At 30.9% G+C, this 17,118-nt stretch carries 21 protein-coding genes; 16 read left to right on the forward strand and 5 right to left on the reverse strand.

Annotated elements, in window-relative coordinates; genetic code table 11:
* Positions 1 to 59: 59 nt before the first annotated feature.
* From cyoE to tsaB, 10 genes are all read left to right on the forward strand, one after another.
* Entirely contained in the window at positions 60 to 917 is an 858-nt protein-coding gene (gene cyoE / locus RRF68_RS10200; protein ID WP_315944276.1) for a heme o synthase, read from the forward strand.
* A complete protein-coding gene (locus RRF68_RS10205) occupies positions 917 to 1,501 on the forward strand; it encodes a cytochrome c oxidase subunit 3 (protein ID WP_315944277.1) in 585 nt (194 codons plus the stop codon). Before cyoE ends, RRF68_RS10205 begins: the two co-directional genes overlap by 1 nt.
* A gap of 56 nt (positions 1,502 to 1,557) precedes the next feature.
* Positions 1,558 to 2,571: a cytochrome c oxidase subunit 3 gene (locus RRF68_RS10210; protein WP_315944278.1), complete on the forward strand. Its 1,014-nt coding sequence runs from the start codon at positions 1,558 to 1,560 to the stop codon at positions 2,569 to 2,571.
* 19 nt (positions 2,572 to 2,590) lie between these two features.
* The gene (locus RRF68_RS10215; RefSeq protein ID WP_218772024.1) at positions 2,591 to 2,929 is read left to right on the forward strand and encodes a cytochrome C oxidase subunit IV family protein; all 339 of its coding nucleotides are present in this window, start codon (positions 2,591 to 2,593) and stop codon (positions 2,927 to 2,929) included.
* A 64-nt stretch (positions 2,930 to 2,993) separates the two neighbouring features.
* Positions 2,994 to 3,674, forward strand: a complete 681-nt coding sequence (locus RRF68_RS10220) for a hypothetical protein (protein WP_315944279.1) — start codon at positions 2,994 to 2,996, stop codon at positions 3,672 to 3,674.
* Positions 3,661 to 4,308 carry an SCO family protein gene (locus RRF68_RS10225; protein WP_315944280.1) on the forward strand — a complete coding sequence of 216 codons (648 nt, stop codon included), beginning with the start codon at positions 3,661 to 3,663 and terminating at the stop codon, positions 4,306 to 4,308. The genes RRF68_RS10220 and RRF68_RS10225 overlap by 14 nt, the downstream gene beginning before the upstream one ends.
* A 33-nt stretch (positions 4,309 to 4,341) precedes the next feature.
* Positions 4,342 to 4,830 carry a DUF420 domain-containing protein gene (locus tag RRF68_RS10230; protein ID WP_315945374.1) on the forward strand — a complete coding sequence of 163 codons (489 nt, stop codon included), beginning with the start codon at positions 4,342 to 4,344 and terminating at the stop codon, positions 4,828 to 4,830.
* Between the two features lie 58 nt (positions 4,831 to 4,888).
* Positions 4,889 to 5,047, forward strand: a complete 159-nt coding sequence (locus RRF68_RS10235) for a hypothetical protein (protein WP_315944281.1) — start codon at positions 4,889 to 4,891, stop codon at positions 5,045 to 5,047.
* A 203-nt stretch (positions 5,048 to 5,250) separates the two neighbouring features.
* Positions 5,251 to 6,585 (forward strand): TolC family protein, encoded by a 1,335-nt coding sequence (locus RRF68_RS10240; RefSeq protein ID WP_315944282.1) that lies wholly within the window; start codon positions 5,251 to 5,253, stop codon positions 6,583 to 6,585.
* Positions 6,586 to 6,675: 90 nt separating this feature from the next.
* The gene (gene tsaB / locus RRF68_RS10245; protein WP_218772030.1) at positions 6,676 to 7,353 is read left to right on the forward strand and encodes a tRNA (adenosine(37)-N6)-threonylcarbamoyltransferase complex dimerization subunit type 1 TsaB; all 678 of its coding nucleotides are present in this window, start codon (positions 6,676 to 6,678) and stop codon (positions 7,351 to 7,353) included.
* On the opposite strand, the gene RRF68_RS10250 is transcribed toward tsaB, so the two are convergent.
* Positions 7,350 to 8,156 (reverse strand): mechanosensitive ion channel family protein, encoded by an 807-nt coding sequence (locus RRF68_RS10250; RefSeq protein WP_315944283.1) that lies wholly within the window; start codon positions 8,154 to 8,156, stop codon positions 7,350 to 7,352. The two genes, tsaB and RRF68_RS10250, sit on opposite strands and share 4 nt — an antisense overlap.
* Before the next feature lie 66 nt (positions 8,157 to 8,222).
* Complete coding sequence (locus tag RRF68_RS10255) at positions 8,223 to 8,576, reverse strand: DUF1304 domain-containing protein (protein WP_218772032.1); 354 nt, start codon at positions 8,574 to 8,576, stop codon at positions 8,223 to 8,225.
* Between the two features lie 166 nt (positions 8,577 to 8,742).
* Between RRF68_RS10255 and RRF68_RS10260 the strand changes: the two genes are divergently transcribed.
* The gene (locus RRF68_RS10260; protein ID WP_315944284.1) at positions 8,743 to 9,090 is read left to right on the forward strand and encodes a nicotinic acid mononucleotide adenyltransferase; all 348 of its coding nucleotides are present in this window, start codon (positions 8,743 to 8,745) and stop codon (positions 9,088 to 9,090) included.
* Between the two features lie 54 nt (positions 9,091 to 9,144).
* Here RRF68_RS10260 and RRF68_RS10265 read toward each other — a convergent pair whose 3' ends face one another.
* Together RRF68_RS10265 and RRF68_RS10270 are read right to left on the reverse strand one after the other, a co-directional pair.
* Positions 9,145 to 9,783: a viroplasmin family protein gene (locus RRF68_RS10265; RefSeq protein WP_218772034.1), complete on the reverse strand. Its 639-nt coding sequence runs from the start codon at positions 9,781 to 9,783 to the stop codon at positions 9,145 to 9,147.
* The gene (locus tag RRF68_RS10270) at positions 9,776 to 10,345 is read right to left on the reverse strand and encodes a phosphoribosylglycinamide formyltransferase (protein WP_315944285.1); all 570 of its coding nucleotides are present in this window, start codon (positions 10,343 to 10,345) and stop codon (positions 9,776 to 9,778) included. The genes RRF68_RS10265 and RRF68_RS10270 overlap by 8 nt, the downstream gene beginning before the upstream one ends.
* 178 nt (positions 10,346 to 10,523) lie before the next feature.
* Between RRF68_RS10270 and RRF68_RS10275 the strand changes: the two genes are divergently transcribed.
* The 5 genes from RRF68_RS10275 (at position 10,524) to pyk (ending at position 14,748) form a co-directional block, all read left to right on the forward strand.
* On the forward strand, positions 10,524 to 10,760 hold the full coding sequence (locus RRF68_RS10275) for an acyl carrier protein (RefSeq protein WP_068702406.1): 237 nt from the start codon (positions 10,524 to 10,526) through the stop codon (positions 10,758 to 10,760).
* A 7-nt stretch (positions 10,761 to 10,767) separates the two neighbouring features.
* Positions 10,768 to 12,018 (forward strand): beta-ketoacyl-ACP synthase II, encoded by a 1,251-nt coding sequence (gene fabF / locus RRF68_RS10280; protein ID WP_315944286.1) that lies wholly within the window; start codon positions 10,768 to 10,770, stop codon positions 12,016 to 12,018.
* A gap of 6 nt (positions 12,019 to 12,024) precedes the next feature.
* On the forward strand, positions 12,025 to 12,762 hold the full coding sequence (gene rnc, locus RRF68_RS10285) for a ribonuclease III (protein ID WP_275315315.1): 738 nt from the start codon (positions 12,025 to 12,027) through the stop codon (positions 12,760 to 12,762).
* An 84-nt stretch (positions 12,763 to 12,846) separates the two neighbouring features.
* A complete protein-coding gene (locus RRF68_RS10290) occupies positions 12,847 to 13,317 on the forward strand; it encodes an IPExxxVDY family protein (protein WP_315944287.1) in 471 nt (156 codons plus the stop codon).
* Positions 13,318 to 13,320: 3 nt separating this feature from the next.
* Positions 13,321 to 14,748: a pyruvate kinase gene (gene pyk / locus RRF68_RS10295; RefSeq protein WP_315944288.1), complete on the forward strand. Its 1,428-nt coding sequence runs from the start codon at positions 13,321 to 13,323 to the stop codon at positions 14,746 to 14,748.
* A 58-nt stretch (positions 14,749 to 14,806) separates the two neighbouring features.
* Here pyk and RRF68_RS10300 read toward each other — a convergent pair whose 3' ends face one another.
* On the reverse strand, positions 14,807 to 17,107 hold the full coding sequence (locus tag RRF68_RS10300; protein WP_315944289.1) for a M20/M25/M40 family metallo-hydrolase: 2,301 nt from the start codon (positions 17,105 to 17,107) through the stop codon (positions 14,807 to 14,809).
* Between the last annotated feature and the right edge of the window lie 11 nt (positions 17,108 to 17,118).

Consider the following 17,118-nt stretch of genomic DNA (forward strand, 5'->3'; position numbering starts at 1 on the left):
AAATAAAACTAGAAGTGGATTCTATCTCACCAGTACATATTAAACCCTCTTTCAAATCAATGTTTAACGATTTTAAACAATTAACCAAGGTTGGTTTGTCTATAAGTGTTGTTTTTACATCAGTTACAGGTTATTTGTTGGGGGCAGAAATAATTGATTATACTATAGTTTTATTATTGTCATTGGGAGGGTACTTAATGGTAGGTGCATCTAATGCATTTAACCAAGTTATAGAGAAAGATATTGATTCGTTAATGCAGCGTACTAAAAATCGCCCTTTGCCAGCAGGTAGAATGAGCGTAACGGTAGCGTTAACAATTGCAATTGTTTTTACGATTGCAGGTATTGGTATATTATATGTAATAGATCCTAAATGTGCTTTGTTTGGTGCAATTTCTATTTTTTTATACACAAGTGCTTATACGCCTTTAAAGGCTGTAACACCTTTAGCTGTTTTTGTAGGTGCCATTCCTGGTGCAATTCCTTTTATGCTAGGATGGGTTGCTGCAACAGGCGAGTTTGGTGTTGAAGCTGGTTTTTTATTTATGATTCAGTTTTTTTGGCAATTCCCACATTTTTGGGCAATAGGTTGGTTACAGTTTGAAGAGTATAATAAAGCAGGTCTTCATATGCTTCCTATGGATAAAAAAGACAAAGGAGCTATTGTGCAAATAATTTTTTATACCTGTATTATGATTTTAATGTCGGTTGCTCCGGTTTTAAAAGTAACAGGTAGTTTTTACATTTATCCATTAACAGCAGTAATAGTATTATTGCTAGGTGTGTTAATGTTGTATTACGCTTTTCAATTATACAAATCAGAAGAAAATACAGATGCTAGAAAATTAATGCTAGCCAGTGTTTTTTATATTACAATCGTACCCATAATTTATGTGGTAGATAAATTTTTACACTAATGAGTAAACAAACGTTACAAGAAGAATTAAAAGCAGGTAAGAGAAAATCAGCAAAACCAATGTTATGGGTTTCGATGATTAGTATGGTAATGTTTTTTGCAGGATTAACAAGTGCTTATGTTATAAGTATGAAGCGTGATGATTGGGTTAGTTTCGATTTACCTCAAGCTTTTTATATTAGTACTGTTTTAATAGTGTTAAGCAGTATTACCTTAATTTTCTCTCAAAAATTTTTAAAAAAAGATAATTTAAAAGCTTCATTAGGGCTTTTATTGGTCGCTTTAATATTGGGTTTAGGGTTTGTATGGTATCAATATGTAGGTTTTAATGAATTAAAATCTGTAGGGTTATATTTTACCGGACCAGAGAGTACTGTGTCTACATCTTTTATATTAGGGATAACATTTATGCACGTTTTACACCTGTTAGCGGGTATAATTGTGCTCTTGGTGGTTATTTATAATCATTTTAAAAAGAAATATTCAGCATCGGATATGCTTGGGTTTGAGCTAGGTGGAATCTTTTGGCATTTCGTAGATGTTTTATGGATTTATCTATTTTTCTTTTTCTATTTCATAAGATGATGAAAAATGCGTAATTTTGGCGCACTGTTTTAACAAAAATTAACAAAAAGAGATTTATGGAAGCAAATAATGCTGTAAATTCTGATAACAAAGAAACTTGGAGCGGAGGTGGTGAAAAACCATTTGGCGCTAGTTATGGTAAAATGATGATGTGGTTTTTCATCGTTTCTGATGCATTAACTTTTTCAGGTTTTTTAGCAGCGTATGGTTTAACACGTTTTAAATTTATTGATTCATGGCCAATTGCCGATGAGGTGTTTACTCACTTTCCGGGACTACATGGTGTACATGCACCGATGTATTATGTTGCGCTAATGACATTTATTTTAATTATATCATCGGTAACAATGGTATTAGCTGTTGATGCTGGTCATCAAATGAAAAAGAAGAAAGTAGCTTGGTACATGTTTGCTACCATTATTTTCGGAATTATTTTCGTTGGATCTCAGGCATGGGAATGGAAAAATTTTATTAACGGTTCTTACGGAGCGGTTAAAACTTCTAACAATCATATTTTACAGTTTGCAAAGCAAGATGGTGTTGATGATGAAGGTAAACCTAAGTACCATCAAATCGCTTTAGCTGACTTTGTACATGTTGAGAGAAAAGATGATAGAGTAGAGCATACTCGTGAAAACGGATTGTGGTTTGAAAAAGAAGAAACAATTTCTCAGTATTCAGTAGCACAAGTTCAAGAGGCTTTTAAAGCAGATCCATCTTTGTTAATTAGAACAGAGCAATTAAACCCTAAAACGAAGCAAAAAGTAATTTTATCAAGAGCAGAAAGTTTAGCGAAATTAGCTTTAGCAAATCAAGTTGTTGAAGGAGCAAACTTAGAGGTGAATGAATATGGTAATCCAATCTTTGCAGATTTCTTTTTCTTTATTACAGGTTTTCATGGTTTTCACGTATTATCAGGAATCATCATTAATATCATTATCTTCTTTAACGTTGTACTAGGTACATACGAGCGTAGAGGACATTATGAAATGGTAGAAAAAGTAGGTTTATATTGGCACTTTGTAGATTTAGTTTGGGTATTTGTATTTACCTTCTTCTACTTAGTATAATTTAAAAGCGATATTAAAAATGGGTCACGCACACGAATCAAATAAAAAAAGAATTTGGATTGTTTTAGCAATCTTAACAATTATAACGACTGTAGAAGTAGCTTTTGGTATTGTTAAACCAGATGCAATGCATTTACATGGATGGGGAACGAGCTGGTTAAACTGGTTTTTTATCATCTTAACGCTAGTAAAAGCATACTATATTGCTTGGGCATTTATGCACTTAGAGGGTGAAAAAACATGGTTTAGAAGAGCAATTGTTTGGGTATTAGTCTTTTTAGTTTCTTATCTATTATTTATAGTTTTAATAGAAGGAGGTTATTTACATGAAACATTGGCGCCATTAGTAAAATGGTAATCAAATAATATTTTTAAAAAAAGGTGGTTTTAACCACCTTTTTTTGACTTTAATTAGAACTGAAATGGGTAAAGCTAAAAAATTTATTGTCTTGTTTGCACTATTTATAGTGCCATTGTTATTCTATGTATTATTACAATTAGGAACACATAATTTTGGGAAATTACCAATAGTATCTAAAGATGTTATAGATATTTCTTTAATTGATAAAAGCATTTCTTTTGATAAAAGAGTTACCGTAGTTACTTTTTTAGGAAACGATATTAACTTCGTAAAAGGAGAGGTTTATAATTTAAAGGAAAAAATTTACAATAATTTTTCTAATTATGTAAGTTTTCAAATGATTTCTTTAGTTGACGAGAGTCAAAGAGAAGCAGTAGAAGACTTGAAAAAAATGTTAAGTGTTAATACCGATTTAACTCGATGGAACTTTGTATTTGCTTCTCCTGAAGAGATGCAGGCGTTACATGAAAGTTTTAAAACTAAAAGTACCTTAGATGAAAATTTTCATTCACCAAAAGCTTATATTATAGATAAAGAACTTAATTTAAGAAGAGGTAAATCAACTATTAATAGTTTAGAAGATAAAAACTTATTTGGCTATACAATGAAATCTGTAGCAGAACTTAAAAACGATATGGTTGATGATATCAGCGTTGTTTTAGTAGAATATAAGTTAGCATTGAAGAAGAATAACAGTAGTGATGATCGAAGAAAAAACAGCATTTCAAATGAAAAAAAATAAATATTCATACGTAGGTATTTCTTTTATTATTTTATTGTTTGGTATCTATGCCGTACCAAAGATTATAAAACATTTTCAAACTGCTGATTTACACAAATTCAATAAAGTTCCTGCTTTTGAATTTATAAATCAAGATGGTAAAACAATTACGAATAAGAATTTTGATGATAAGGTTTTTGTTGTCGAGTTTTTCTTTGCTACTTGTCCAACAATTTGCCCTTTAATGAATGCTGAAATGGTTACCATTCAGAATGAATTTATGGGGAATCCTAACTTCGGAATCGCCTCTTTTTCTATCACACCAGAAATTGATACTCCAAATCAATTAAAAATGTACGCCCAAAAAAATGGAATTAACCATAAAAATTGGCACTTACTAACTGGCAAATCAGAAGAGACGGTATATGGTTTATCTAACGAAGGTTTTAAATTGTTTGCAGGTAAAGGAGAGGTTTCTCATGGCGGATTTGAACATTCAGGTTTATTTGCTTTAGTTGATAAAAATGGATACATACGTTCTCGTTATGACGAACATGGAAACCCGATTATGTATTATCGCGCATTAGATGAACACGGTTTTGGAAATCAAATTACAGAATTGAAACAGGATATTAAATTATTATTGAAGGAATAAAATGAATACTGAAGAAAAAAATATAAAAGATTAATAACCATCGTTTCAATTTTAATTCCGTTAGCTGTTGCAGCTTTATTCGGAATTAAAATTCCAAACGTTGAGCCGTTGTCATTTTTGCCTCCAATATATGCGAGTGTAAACGGATTAACAGCAGTATTATTAGTAGCGTCAGTTATTGCAATAAAAAAAGGAAATAAAAAGTTACACGAACAATTAAATACCTTAGCAATTATCTGTTCAGCATTATTTTTAGTGATGTATGTAGCGTACCATATGACCTCAGATTCTACTAATTTTGGGGGTGAAGGAGTAGTAAAATATATTTATTTTTTTATTTTAATAACTCATATTATACTATCTATCGTAGTAATTCCTTTTGTTTTAATAACGTTTATGAGAGCACGGTTAGGGAATTTTCCTGAGCATAAAAAAATAGCAAAAATTACTTTTCCTTTATGGTTGTATGTTGCTGTAACTGGTGTAATTGTATATTTAATGATATCTCCATACTATGTATAAAAATTTTTCAATTATTGTTCTGCTAATTCTTTCCGCAAGTGCATCAGCACAATGTGCTATGTGTAAGGCAGTTGTTGAAGGTGGTAGTGAGGATATTGCTGAAGGAGTTAACAACGGAATCACCTATTTAATGGTTTTTCCATATATCTTAGTGGGTACTTTAGCATACTTTATTTACAGATATAATAAAAAGACAAAAAATAAAACTTTAAACTAAGAGTTTTTGTAACAAATTCTATTTTTAGTCGTCATATAAAAAAATCTAAAAAGTAATTGTTCGATTTTGTGACTATTAACGTTCATAATCAAACAGTTAAAAAGATTTCAATTTTCGTAATTATCTCTCATATAGGTAATTATGTTTTGTTCCTTTTTTGGAACATAAATTGACTAACTATAATGAACAAAAAAATATTCGTCTTGAAAACAAAATTTGTATTAGTAGCAGCTTTATTTACAACGTTAGCTGGTTTTTCTCAGAAACAATGGACACTTAAAGAGTGTGTTACTCACGCACTAGAAAACAATATTACCATAAAGCAGAATCAGCTTAATATTGATATTGCAGAAACAGATGTTAAAAATGCCAAAGGAAATAAATTACCATCTTTAAATGCTTCTACAGGAGGTAATTTAAGATTTGGTTCAGGTTTTGATCCTGTTACAAACAACAGAGTTTCTACAAGTAACTTTGGTGGTTCTTTTGGTTTGTCTTCGGGTATTACTGTTTTTAATGGTTACAGAGTTTTAAATACCTATAAACAAGCACAATTAGGTGTAGAAGGAAGTAAGTTAGATTTACAAGTAATTGAGAATGATATAGCTTTACGAGTTGTTAATTCTTATTTAAATGCTTTGTTTGCTAAAGAAAACTTACTTGTCGCAACAACTCAAGCAACTATTAGCCAGAAGCAAATAGAGAGAGCAAAAGCACAATTTGATGCTGGCGCAGTTCCTAAAAGCGATTTGTTAAACGTACAGTCTACCGCGGCAAATGATGCACAAAACGTAATTACTCAAGAAAATGCTTTGAATTTAGCATTACTTAATATATCACAGTTATTACAAGTGCCTTTTAATAATTTTGATGTAGCGAAAATAGAAATAGATTCACCATCTTCAGCAATGTTATATAGTACTTCAGAAGAGGTGTATAAAAAGGCTTTAACAAATAGGCCAGAAATTGCTAGAGCAAAATTAAATATTAAAAATGCAGATCTTTCTATTGCAATCGCAAGATCGGCATATATGCCATCTGTAACAGCTTCGGGTAGTGTTGGAACAAATTATGGATATAATTTAGACTTACCAACAGGTTTTTCTAATCCTGATTTTTTAACTCAATTAGATAATAATTTAGGTTATGGAGTTGGTTTTAATGTTAATATTCCAATTTTTAACGGTTTTAAAACGGATGCTAGTGTGCAACGTTCTAAAATTAGTAAGCTAATTACAGAAACAAGATTAGATAGCCAAAAATTACAATTACAACAAACAATAGAGCAATCTTATCAGGATGCAAAAGCAGCGGCAAAATCATTTGAGGCATCAGAACTTTCACTAAAAGCACAGAAAGAAGCTTTTAAAAATGCACAAGTAAGTTATGATTATGGTTCTATGACACAATTTGATTATGATCAGGTTCGTAATCGTTTAGTAAACGCTGAAGGAACAATGATTAGAGCAAAGTATAACTACGTATTTACAACCAAAGTATTAAAGTTTTACTACGGAGAAGATATTCTATTAGATTAAAAACATAATCAATATTTTAATAAAACTCATCGCTTTTTAGCTGATGAGTTTTTTGTTTTTTAAGACTATCTTTGCTCAAAATTTTACAACTTGGCATTGATACTTAACATAGAAACTGCAACTAAAAATTGTTCGGTTAGTTTGGCTAAAAACGGAGAAGTTTTAGCTATTAGAGAATTAAATGATGGTAATTATTCTCATGCAGAAAAATTACACCCTTTTATTCAAGATCTTTTAAAAGAAGCTAACGTAATAACAAGTAATCTTGATGCAGTAGCAGTTAGTAAAGGTCCTGGGTCTTATACAGGGCTTCGCATAGGAGTTTCTGCAGCAAAAGGAATGTGTTTTGCTATTGATAAGCCATTAATTTCTATAGAAACTTTAAAATCACTTGCACATAGTATTTCTATTGAAGAAGGATTGATAGTGCCATTACTAGATGCGCGAAGAATGGAAGTATATTCAGCTGTTTATAATTCAATTTACGAGCAAGTAAGAGAAATTAAAGCAGAAATAATTACTGAAGATTCTTTTAAAGAGGAATTATCAAAAGGAAAAGTTTATTTTTTAGGTGATGGAGCAGCTAAATGTAAAGAGGTAATTATTCATGATAACGCTGTATTTATTGAAGATGAATTTCCGTCAGCCAAAGAAATGGCAGTATTGAGTTACAATAAGTATAAAAAAAACGACATCGAAGATGTCGCTTATTTTGAACCCTTTTACTTAAAAGATTTTATTGCTATTCCTGAAAAAAAGAAAGTTTAACCTTGTTTCTGAATTTCAACAGTATGTGGATAAGGAATGTCTATTCCAGCTTCGTCTAAGGCAAGTTTTACACTTTCGATAGTTTCAAAATGCACATCCCAATAATCTTCAGTTTTTACCCAAGGTCTAACCGCAAAGTTTACAGAACTATCTGCTAGCTCAGATACTTTTGCTGTCGGTGCTGGGTCTTTTAATACTTTTGGATTAGAAGTTAAAACTTTCAAGAAAACTTCTTTAGTTTGTTTAATATCTGCATCGTAAGAAACACCAAAAGTTAAATCTACTCTTAAGTTTCCTTCCGCAGTATAATTAATAATATTTCCGTTAGATAATGATCCGTTAGGAATAATAGCTAATTTATTACCAGGAGTATTTACATGAGTTTTAAAGATTTGTATTTCTTTTACGACACCAGTTATTCCTTGAGCTTCTATTAAATCACCAATTTTAAACGGCTTAAACATCATAATTAAAGCACCACCAGCAAAATTAGCAAGTGATCCTTGTAATGCTAAACCAACGGCTAAACCAGCGGCTCCTAAAATAGCAGCAAATGATGTAGTTGCAACACCTAGTTGAGATATAACGGTAACAAACAATAAGGCTTTAAGTGACCAGCTAACTAAATCACCTAGAAACTTTTGAAGCGTTAGATCGACATTTTGTTTGGTCATTACTTTTTTAGAAAGCTTAACCATCATTTTAATCATAAACAAACCAATAACTAAAATAGCAATAGCCGTTATAAGTTTTGGAGTGTATTCTATTAATAAAACTTGAAGTTCATCTAAATATTCTTTCATGTATATAATTTAAAAATTAATAAATAAAGTTAGTATCGAGTACTATTTCTTTTATGTGACTGCAATTTACAGCATCAACAAGACAATACCAATTAAAGCAGGTACAGATTGAATAATAAAAATTCTAGGTTTTTTTGTAGAATAAGAACCATAAATACCTGCTATAAAAACACAAGTTAAAAAGAAAATAGCGACATCTGTTTTTTGTGAGCATATAGCCCAAATTAAACCAGCAGCTAAAAAACCATTATACAAACCCTGGTTTGCTGCGAGTACTTTTGTTTCTTCAGCAAATTCTTTATTTTTTAAACCAAACGTTTTTATTCCTTTAGGTCTTGTCCATAAAACCATTTCTAAAATCATAATGTATATATGAATTAAAGCAACCAACCCTGTTAAAATATATTGTGAAATATTCATGTTGTAAATAAAATTATAAGATTAAGTCATTAAAAATCAAATTTAAAAATTAATACTCATTCATAAAAGAATAATCGCAATGTTAAATTAATGTTATCTAAATGTTTGTATTGTGTAAATATTTTTATATATTTGGATTATAAGTGTTAATTATAAAAATTTAGATATGAAAAAATTAATAATAGCAGCTTGTATTTTATCAGTATCATTACTACGAGCTCAAGATATAGAACCAAAATTTGAAAAATCAGGTGATTTAGTAAAAGCAACTTATTTTTATAAAGATGGTAAGGTAAAAGAGCAAGGGTTTTTTAAGGATAAAAAATTATCAGGAACTTGGACGTCTTTTGATGCCAATGGAAATAAAAAAACAATTGCACACTACAATGCTGGTAAAAAAGTAGGGAAGTGGTTTATGTGGAAAGAAGATGGTTTAAAGGAAATTGATTACTCAGATAATGTTATAGCGAGTGTTCAGACCTGGAGAGAAGAAACAAAAATGGCAGTTAAATAGTATTTAGTTAGTTTATTGATTTATATAAATAACCGAGTTTTTTACTCGGTTATTTTATTTTCTACCAAAATCAGCAGGAATCTCTCCCCAAGCCTTCGTTTCCCATTTTAATATTGGGTTTGTAAAGGTGTTTTCTTTGAGCCATTTTTCGGCACGTTTTATTAGATCTAAAATCTCTTTATTACTGGCGTCAAAAGTTACGTTAGTTCTACATTGTTTTTTTTTAACCCAACTCATTGCTGTTCTAGAATCTGAATAAATAGGATAGTTGTCCATTTTTTTATTCTTTAAGAGCGCAATTCCGTGCACCAAAGCCAAAAACTCACCAATATTATTGGTTCCTTTTTTATAAGGTCCCATTTTAAAGATTTCTTTTTTAGTTTTTGTTAAAACTCCTCGGTATTCCATTACGCCAGGATTTCCAGCACAAGCAGCATCTACAGAAATACTTTCTAAATCAGGAATTCCGCATTTGGCTTTTTCTTCAGCAGATAAAATAACTTTTTTAGTGTCTTTACCTATGTATTCATTATAGCTTTTTGTAAAAGCAATTTCAGCAGCAGTTTTGTCTATGAAGGCTTTATACTGTGCGTTTTCAAAACCTGTGATTTGTTTTTTGCAAACATCCCAAGAGTTAAAAACACCTGTTTTTTTACCTCTCCAAACAACGTAGTATTTTTTCTTTTTAGACATTTTGTAAAATTATATTTTCAATAACTTTAGGGAAATGCTCTTGTTCTAACAGGTGAATTTTATTTGCAATATCACCAGTAGTATCGGTATTTGTAAGTGCAGTTTTTGTTTGAGAAATAATAGCACCTTCGTCATAATTCTCGTTTACATAATGAATTGTAATTCCCGTTTCTGTTTCATTGTTTTCTTTTACAGCCTTATGAACATTCATGCCATACATGCCTTTTCCGCCGTATTTTGGTAATAATGCAGGGTGAATATTAATTATTTTATTAGGAAAAGCAGCAACTATTTTAGCAGGAATGCGCCATAAAAAACCAGCGAGTATAATTATATCAGCTTCAACATGTAAAAAGTTTAAAACAGTATCTTCTTTCTCAAAATTTTCTTTATCAAACAAAGATGCATTTACATTTAAACGTTCGCATCTTTCAAAAACCTTGGCATGTTCATTGTTAGATAACACGTGAGTAACAGTAGCAATATTGGAATTTTGAAAGTGTTTTATGATGTTTTCGGCATTAGAACCAGAACCAGAAGCAAAAATTACGATACGTTTCATGATAAATAGAAGTATTTTGTTACTACAAAAAAAAGAATAATTATTAACAACGGTGGTGTTTGTAGCAAAATATTCAATATTTTTTTTATATTAGAGCTCACATTTTTGAGCAAAAGTTAGAATTAATAGTTAAGATTTGTATTTTTGCCTCGATTTTAAATTTTAAAACAAACAAATTATGTCAGACATAGCATCAAGAGTAAAAGCGATTATCGTAGATAAATTAGGAGTAGACGATAACGAAGTAACTAACGAAGCAAGCTTCACAAATGATTTAGGAGCAGATTCTTTAGATACTGTAGAATTAATTATGGAATTCGAAAAAGAATTTGATATCCAAATTCCAGACGATCAAGCAGAAAACATTGGTACAGTAGGTCAGGCAGTAAGCTATATCGAAGAAGCTAAAAAATAATATTTATATGCAATTAAAACGAGTTGTAGTAACTGGACTTGGCGCATTAACGCCAATAGGAAACAATATAGAAGAGTATTGGGATAGCTTGGTTAACGGAGTTAGCGGAGCTGCGCCTATAACATATTTCGATGCTGCCAAGTTCAAAACTCGTTTTGCATGTGAGTTAAAAAACTTTAACGCGACAGATTTCATCAACAGAAAAGATGCGCGTAAAATGGATAGGTTTACGCAATATGCTATGGTAGCTTCTGATGAAGCAATAGTAGATTCGAAACTAAACCTAGACGAAATTAACAAGTTTAGAGTAGGAGTAATTTGGGGAGCTGGTATTGGAGGTTTAGAAACTTTTCAAAACGAAGCTATGGAGTTTGGTGCTGGAGACGGTACACCAAGATTTAACCCATTTTTTATTCCTAAAATGATTGCTGATATCGCACCAGGTCATATTTCTATTAAAAATGGATTTATGGGGCCTAATTATACAACGGTATCTGCATGTGCATCATCAGCAAACGCGATGATCGATGCATTAAATTACATAAGACTCGGACACTGTGATGTTATTGTAACAGGTGGTAGTGAAGCTGCTATTACATATGCAGGTGTTGGAGGTTTTAATGCAATGCACGCACTTTCTACAAATAATGAAAACTATAAATCAGCCTCAAAACCTTTTGATGGCGAACGTGATGGTTTTGTTTTAGGAGAAGGAGCAGGAGCGCTTGTGTTAGAAGAATACGAACATGCTAAGGCACGTGGAGCAAAAATTTATGCAGAAGTTATTGGTGGAGGAATGTCATCTGACGCTTACCATATGACAGCACCACATCCTGATGGAATTGGTGTAATAGCTGTAATGAAAAATTGTCTTGAAAATGCAGGTTTAAAGCCAGAAGATGTAGACCATATTAATACACATGGTACTTCTACACCTTTAGGTGATGTTGCAGAATTAAAAGCGATATCTGAAGTTTTTGGTAAACACGCTAAAAACATCAATATTAATTCAACAAAATCTATGACAGGGCACTTACTTGGTGCTGCTGGAGCGGTAGAGTCGATTGCTTCTATATTAGCGATGGAACACGGAGTTATCCCTCCAACAATTAATCATGTAAATGTTGATGAAAATATCAATTCTGAGTTAAACTTAACGTTAAACAAACCTCAAGAGAGAGAGGTTAAAGTAGCAATGAGTAACACGTTTGGTTTTGGTGGTCATAATGCTTGTGTAGTATTTAGAAAATTAGATTAATTTCTTATGAATTTTCTTCGTAGAATAGTTAAGCCACAAAATAAAGAGGATGAAAATTTTTACTACGAATTAAAAGAGCTGCTCAATTTTAAACCTATAACACTTTCACATTATAAGAAAGCGTTTACACATAGGTCATTAAAATTAGTGGATGAAAAAGGACGCCCCATTAATTACGAACGATTAGAGTTTTTAGGTGACGCTATTTTAGGGTCAGTAATGGCATCTTACCTGTATAAAAAAGTTCCGGAAGGAGATGAAGGATATTTAACTCAAATGCGATCTAAAGTTGTAAGTAGGGCACATTTAAATACTTTAGGTAAAGATTTAGAATTACTTCGTTTTGTAAAAAGTAACATTCCACCAGCTAATATTAGTAATAATATTTACGGTAATATATTTGAGGCACTAATTGGTGCTATTTATTTAGATAGAGGTTATAATTATTGTAATCAATTTATTTACGATCAAGTAGTATTGCCTTATGTAGATATTGAAAGGTTAGAGGGAAAAATATCTAGTTATAAAGGATTTGTTATAGAATGGTGCCAAAAGAATAAGAAAAAGTATAAATTCGAATCATACGAAGATTCAGGAAACCAAAGTAAGAGACACTTTAGTGTGCGCGTTAGTATTGATGGAAACATTATAGGTAAAGGAAGAGCTACCTCTAAAAAGAAAGCCGAAGAAATTGCTGCAAAAAGAGTATATTTTGCAATGCAAAGTCAAATGGAAAATTCTTAACATTAGCACGAAAACGTTTTCATAAATTTCACATTATATTTTAGATACATTCAGTAATTTAGCCAAAAGCAAATAGTTGTTTTTATGGCTACTTATACATTGAATATTAACGAGTTTTGTGCAAGTGATTATGCATTAATAGGTATTCATACGGTACTTAATGAGTATAAACTAGCGTATTTACTAAATAAGTATTTACATACCAGCTTTAGTAAAGCGAGTTATGATTTAGATTTCACAAAAAAAAATACGCAATCTTTTTACTCGGTATATGAATATACAAATACAGAGTTAGATAACGATTGGTTTTTAATAGCCAATGTTTATAAGTTAACCCAAAAAACAGTAACAACAGGTTTTTTCTCTGAGAGCGATTCAATAACACATCTTGTTCCTGAGAAAAAAAAAGTTGATTTCTTTTTAAAAATAGAAGGAGATTTTGATTTAGAATACATTGTGAAAACAATTGATATGATAAATAAAATACCTCAAATTATTACTTCTTATAAAATAGAAGTAGAATCCCTAAAGTCGAAAGATTTTTTAATATTTTAAATTATGCCACATAACAAAAAAACAAAAATTGTAGCAACCCTAGGACCTGCAACAAATACAAAAGAAATTTTAGCTGAAATGGCAGCTTCTGGAGTAAATGTTTTTAGAGTTAATTTTTCTCATGCCGATTATGAAGATGTAAAACAACGTATTCGTCAAATACGAGAAATTAATGAAGAGCAAGGTTATAATGTAGCTATTTTAGCAGATTTACAAGGACCTAAGCTTAGAGTTGGAGTAATGAATGATGGAGTAGAATTAAAAGCAGGAGATACTTTTACTTTTACGACAGAAGAATGTAAAGGAACCAAAGAAAAAGCTTTTATGACCTATCAGCGTTTTCCGAAAGACGTAAAAGCAGGTGAACAAATTTTAGTTGATGACGGTAAATTATTATTCGAAGTAGTTTCTACAGATAAGAGAACAGAAGTTGTTACCAAGGTTATTGTAGGTGGTGCTTTAAAATCTAAAAAAGGAGTTAATTTACCAAACACCAATATATCATTACCAGCATTAACAGAAAAAGATAAAAAAGATGTTGTTTTTGCTTTAGAGCAAGAAGTAGATTGGATTGCATTATCATTTGTTAGAAACCCAGAGGATTTAAGAATGTTACGCGATTTAATTAAGCAAAAATCAAGATACAGAGTTCCGGTAATTGCAAAAATTGAAAAACCAGAAGCTGTTGAAAATATTGATGCTTTAATTCCGTATTGTGATGGATTAATGGTGGCTCGTGGAGATTTAGGCGTAGAAGTACCAATGCAAGACGTTCCGTTGATTCAGAAAATGTTGGTAAGAAGAGCAAAGCAAGCAAGAATTCCTGTAATCATTGCAACGCAAATGATGGAAACAATGATTGAAAATGCGGTGCCAACAAGAGCAGAGGTAAATGATGTTGCAAATTCAATTATGGATGGAGCAGATGCAGTAATGCTTTCTGGAGAAACATCTGTAGGAAAACACCCAATACGTGTTATTAAAAAGATGACAGAAATTATTGGTAGTGTTGAATTTTCTGATTTAATTAAAGTGCCACAAGAAGCACCACATATTCGTACGAACAGATTTATTACAAAATCGGTTTGTCATCATGCAGCTTTAATGGCTGATGATATTAATGCAGCTGCAATTACTACCTTAACAAATAGTGGATATACTGCTTTTCAGGTTTCTGCCTGGAGGCCAAAATCGCACGTATTAGCCTTTTCTTCAGAAAAAAGAATATTAGGTAAGTTAAATCTATTATGGGGTGTTAGAGCTTATTATTACGACCGTGAATTAAGTACTGATGATACTCTAGAAGATATTAATGAAATATGTAAAGAAAAAGGGTTTGTTAAAACTGGTGACTTTATGATTAATTTATCATCTATGCCTGTAAAAGCAAAAGGAATGGTAAACACATTACGTGTTTCTCACATAGATTAATAAACTATAAAAACCACAAAAAAGCGCTTAACTAATTTTAGTTAAGCGCTTTTTTGTTTTAAAACGTTAATTTTTTAGAAACAATAATAGCATCATTTATTATAAATGGCATTGGCATCATAATTTCACTTCGCGGTTTTAAATTCATTTTCTTATTAAATAACAAATCGTATGATATTTCATTTAATGTAATGTTAGGTTTTACGTTTTTATCAATTGTAAAAGACATCGTAATATTTTTATCTGAATTTGCCATTTGATAAATTAAAAGCGTCCCTTCATCAGCAATAAACTCTTTTCCATTATCATAAAAAGCACCATTTACTTTTAGGTTTTTTATAGGAATAGTCTCATTGTTGTTAAACTCGTATCTATTTATTTTTCTAGTAGGTGTTATCGTAAAAATTAATTTTCTTTCATTACCAATAACAACATCTTCGTTTATGGTTATAATAGAAGTGCTAAAATTTTTGTTTGCTGTTTTTTTATGAAAACTAAAGTTCGTATTGTATTTGCTTTTTCCTTTTATAGAAGGTAGGTTTCCTTCTGTAAAATCATCTTTAAAAACTTGTTTTATAAAACCATCTAAGGTTTTGTTGTAGGTTGCCCAATAAGAAGTATCGGTGTCAGAGTTTTGTATAAAAACAATGCTGTTGGGTTTTTTATTGTCAATTGAAAACCCGCTATTAAAAGTTGCTAATCCGAAGAGAAAAATAGTTGTTAATCCTGTAATTTTTTGCCAGTTGTTTTTCTTTTTTTGTTGATGAAAAACAGGTAAAATAAATCCGAATATTAGTACCAATAAAAAAGCAGATACAAATAGTATTTTTAAACCTAATGCAACAGGAAATAATTGTAACATAGGTGCAATTATATATATTGTAGGTATTGCTATAATGGCAAATAAGGTAGCACTTGTTCTGGTATTAACATTCAGGAAAATTAAAATAGCTAGCATTAATAAAGAAGCATAAATAGGAATGATAAAAAATCCTGCGCCTGGTAAATATTGTGTTATTACATAATTTAAAACAAGCCCCATAAAAATCGGAGCGATAAATAAATCGGTAGTTTTAGCTTCTTTACAGGTGTTATATATTTTAAACAAAATCCAACTATTTAAACATACAAATGCCATTATATATTGATATCCATTATAGGTAAAACCATGTAGCATATCGGCATATTGGGGATGTATCATTAAAATTAATAACCATAATCCATATGATAAACCAATACAAAGAACTAGTGCGATGGTATATGGAATAAAACCTTTTAATAATCCGTTAATAGTTATTTTTTCTCTTTTTAATCCGAAGAAAATTAAAGCTATAAAAAATAGTAAAGCGATTATAAACATGGGTAAAACCCAAGAAAACGGATACGTTAAAAGCTTTGTAAAAGGAAAATTTACATAGATATAATCTTTATCACTATTGGTGTTTGTTAAATCAGAATTCGAAAAATAATTTAAAGATGTTGTAAAGTATTCTGCTTGATGCTGTAGTGTTTCCCTATCGAGTCTTTCATAAGAATCTTGCGCTGTATGATAATCAAAGTGATCATCAATAAAGGCAAAATTAAAGCCGTTTATGTTTCCGTTTTCTCTAAAAACCGTTAAATCTGTATCGTTTGGCAATTTTTTATAGATGCTGTACATTAAAGAATTGGCAGCAGGATACTTAGGGTTAGAGTTTAAAAATTCGGTTAATATTGTTTTATTCTTACCGTTTGTTTCCATTAGCATATAACTAGCACCACCACTACCTCTGGCTTCAAAATTTAAAACCAATCCAATATTTTTTGCAAGAGGATGGTTTTCCACAAAAGCCTGAGCACCGAGTAATCCTAATTCTTCAGCATCAGAAAAAAGGATAATAATATCGTTTTTAGGTTGCTCTTTTTTAGCTAAAAAAGCACGAAGACCTTCTAAAATGGTTACAACGCCAGAACCAGCATCGCTGGCACCTAGAGAAGAATGCGGATTCGAATCGTAATGCGTTAAAAGCAACAATGATTTTCCGTTTTCGGTACCTTTAATTTTGGCAATAATATTTTGGGGAGTTGTACTTGCTCTCCATTTTTTATTTATGACAGTTTTTTGTTGAATTTCAGTTTCTAATCCTAATTTATGAAGTTCGTTTACAATATAATCTTGTACTACTTTATGTTCAGGAGAACCTGTATGGTGTGTTTTTTGAGAGATGTTTTTTAAATGATAAAGCGCATTAACTAATGAGAAATCAGTTGTTTTTAATTCTTCATCAGCAGCCATAACTGTAGGTGTTATATCGCTAAAACTCCAATAAACAGTTAAAAGAATAATTATTACTGCAATAAAATTGTTTGATGATTTCATAGTAGATTTTA

The organism is Tenacibaculum sp. HL-MS23, from assembly GCF_032463465.1.
Taxonomy (GTDB): domain Bacteria; phylum Bacteroidota; class Bacteroidia; order Flavobacteriales; family Flavobacteriaceae; genus Polaribacter; species Polaribacter bernardetii.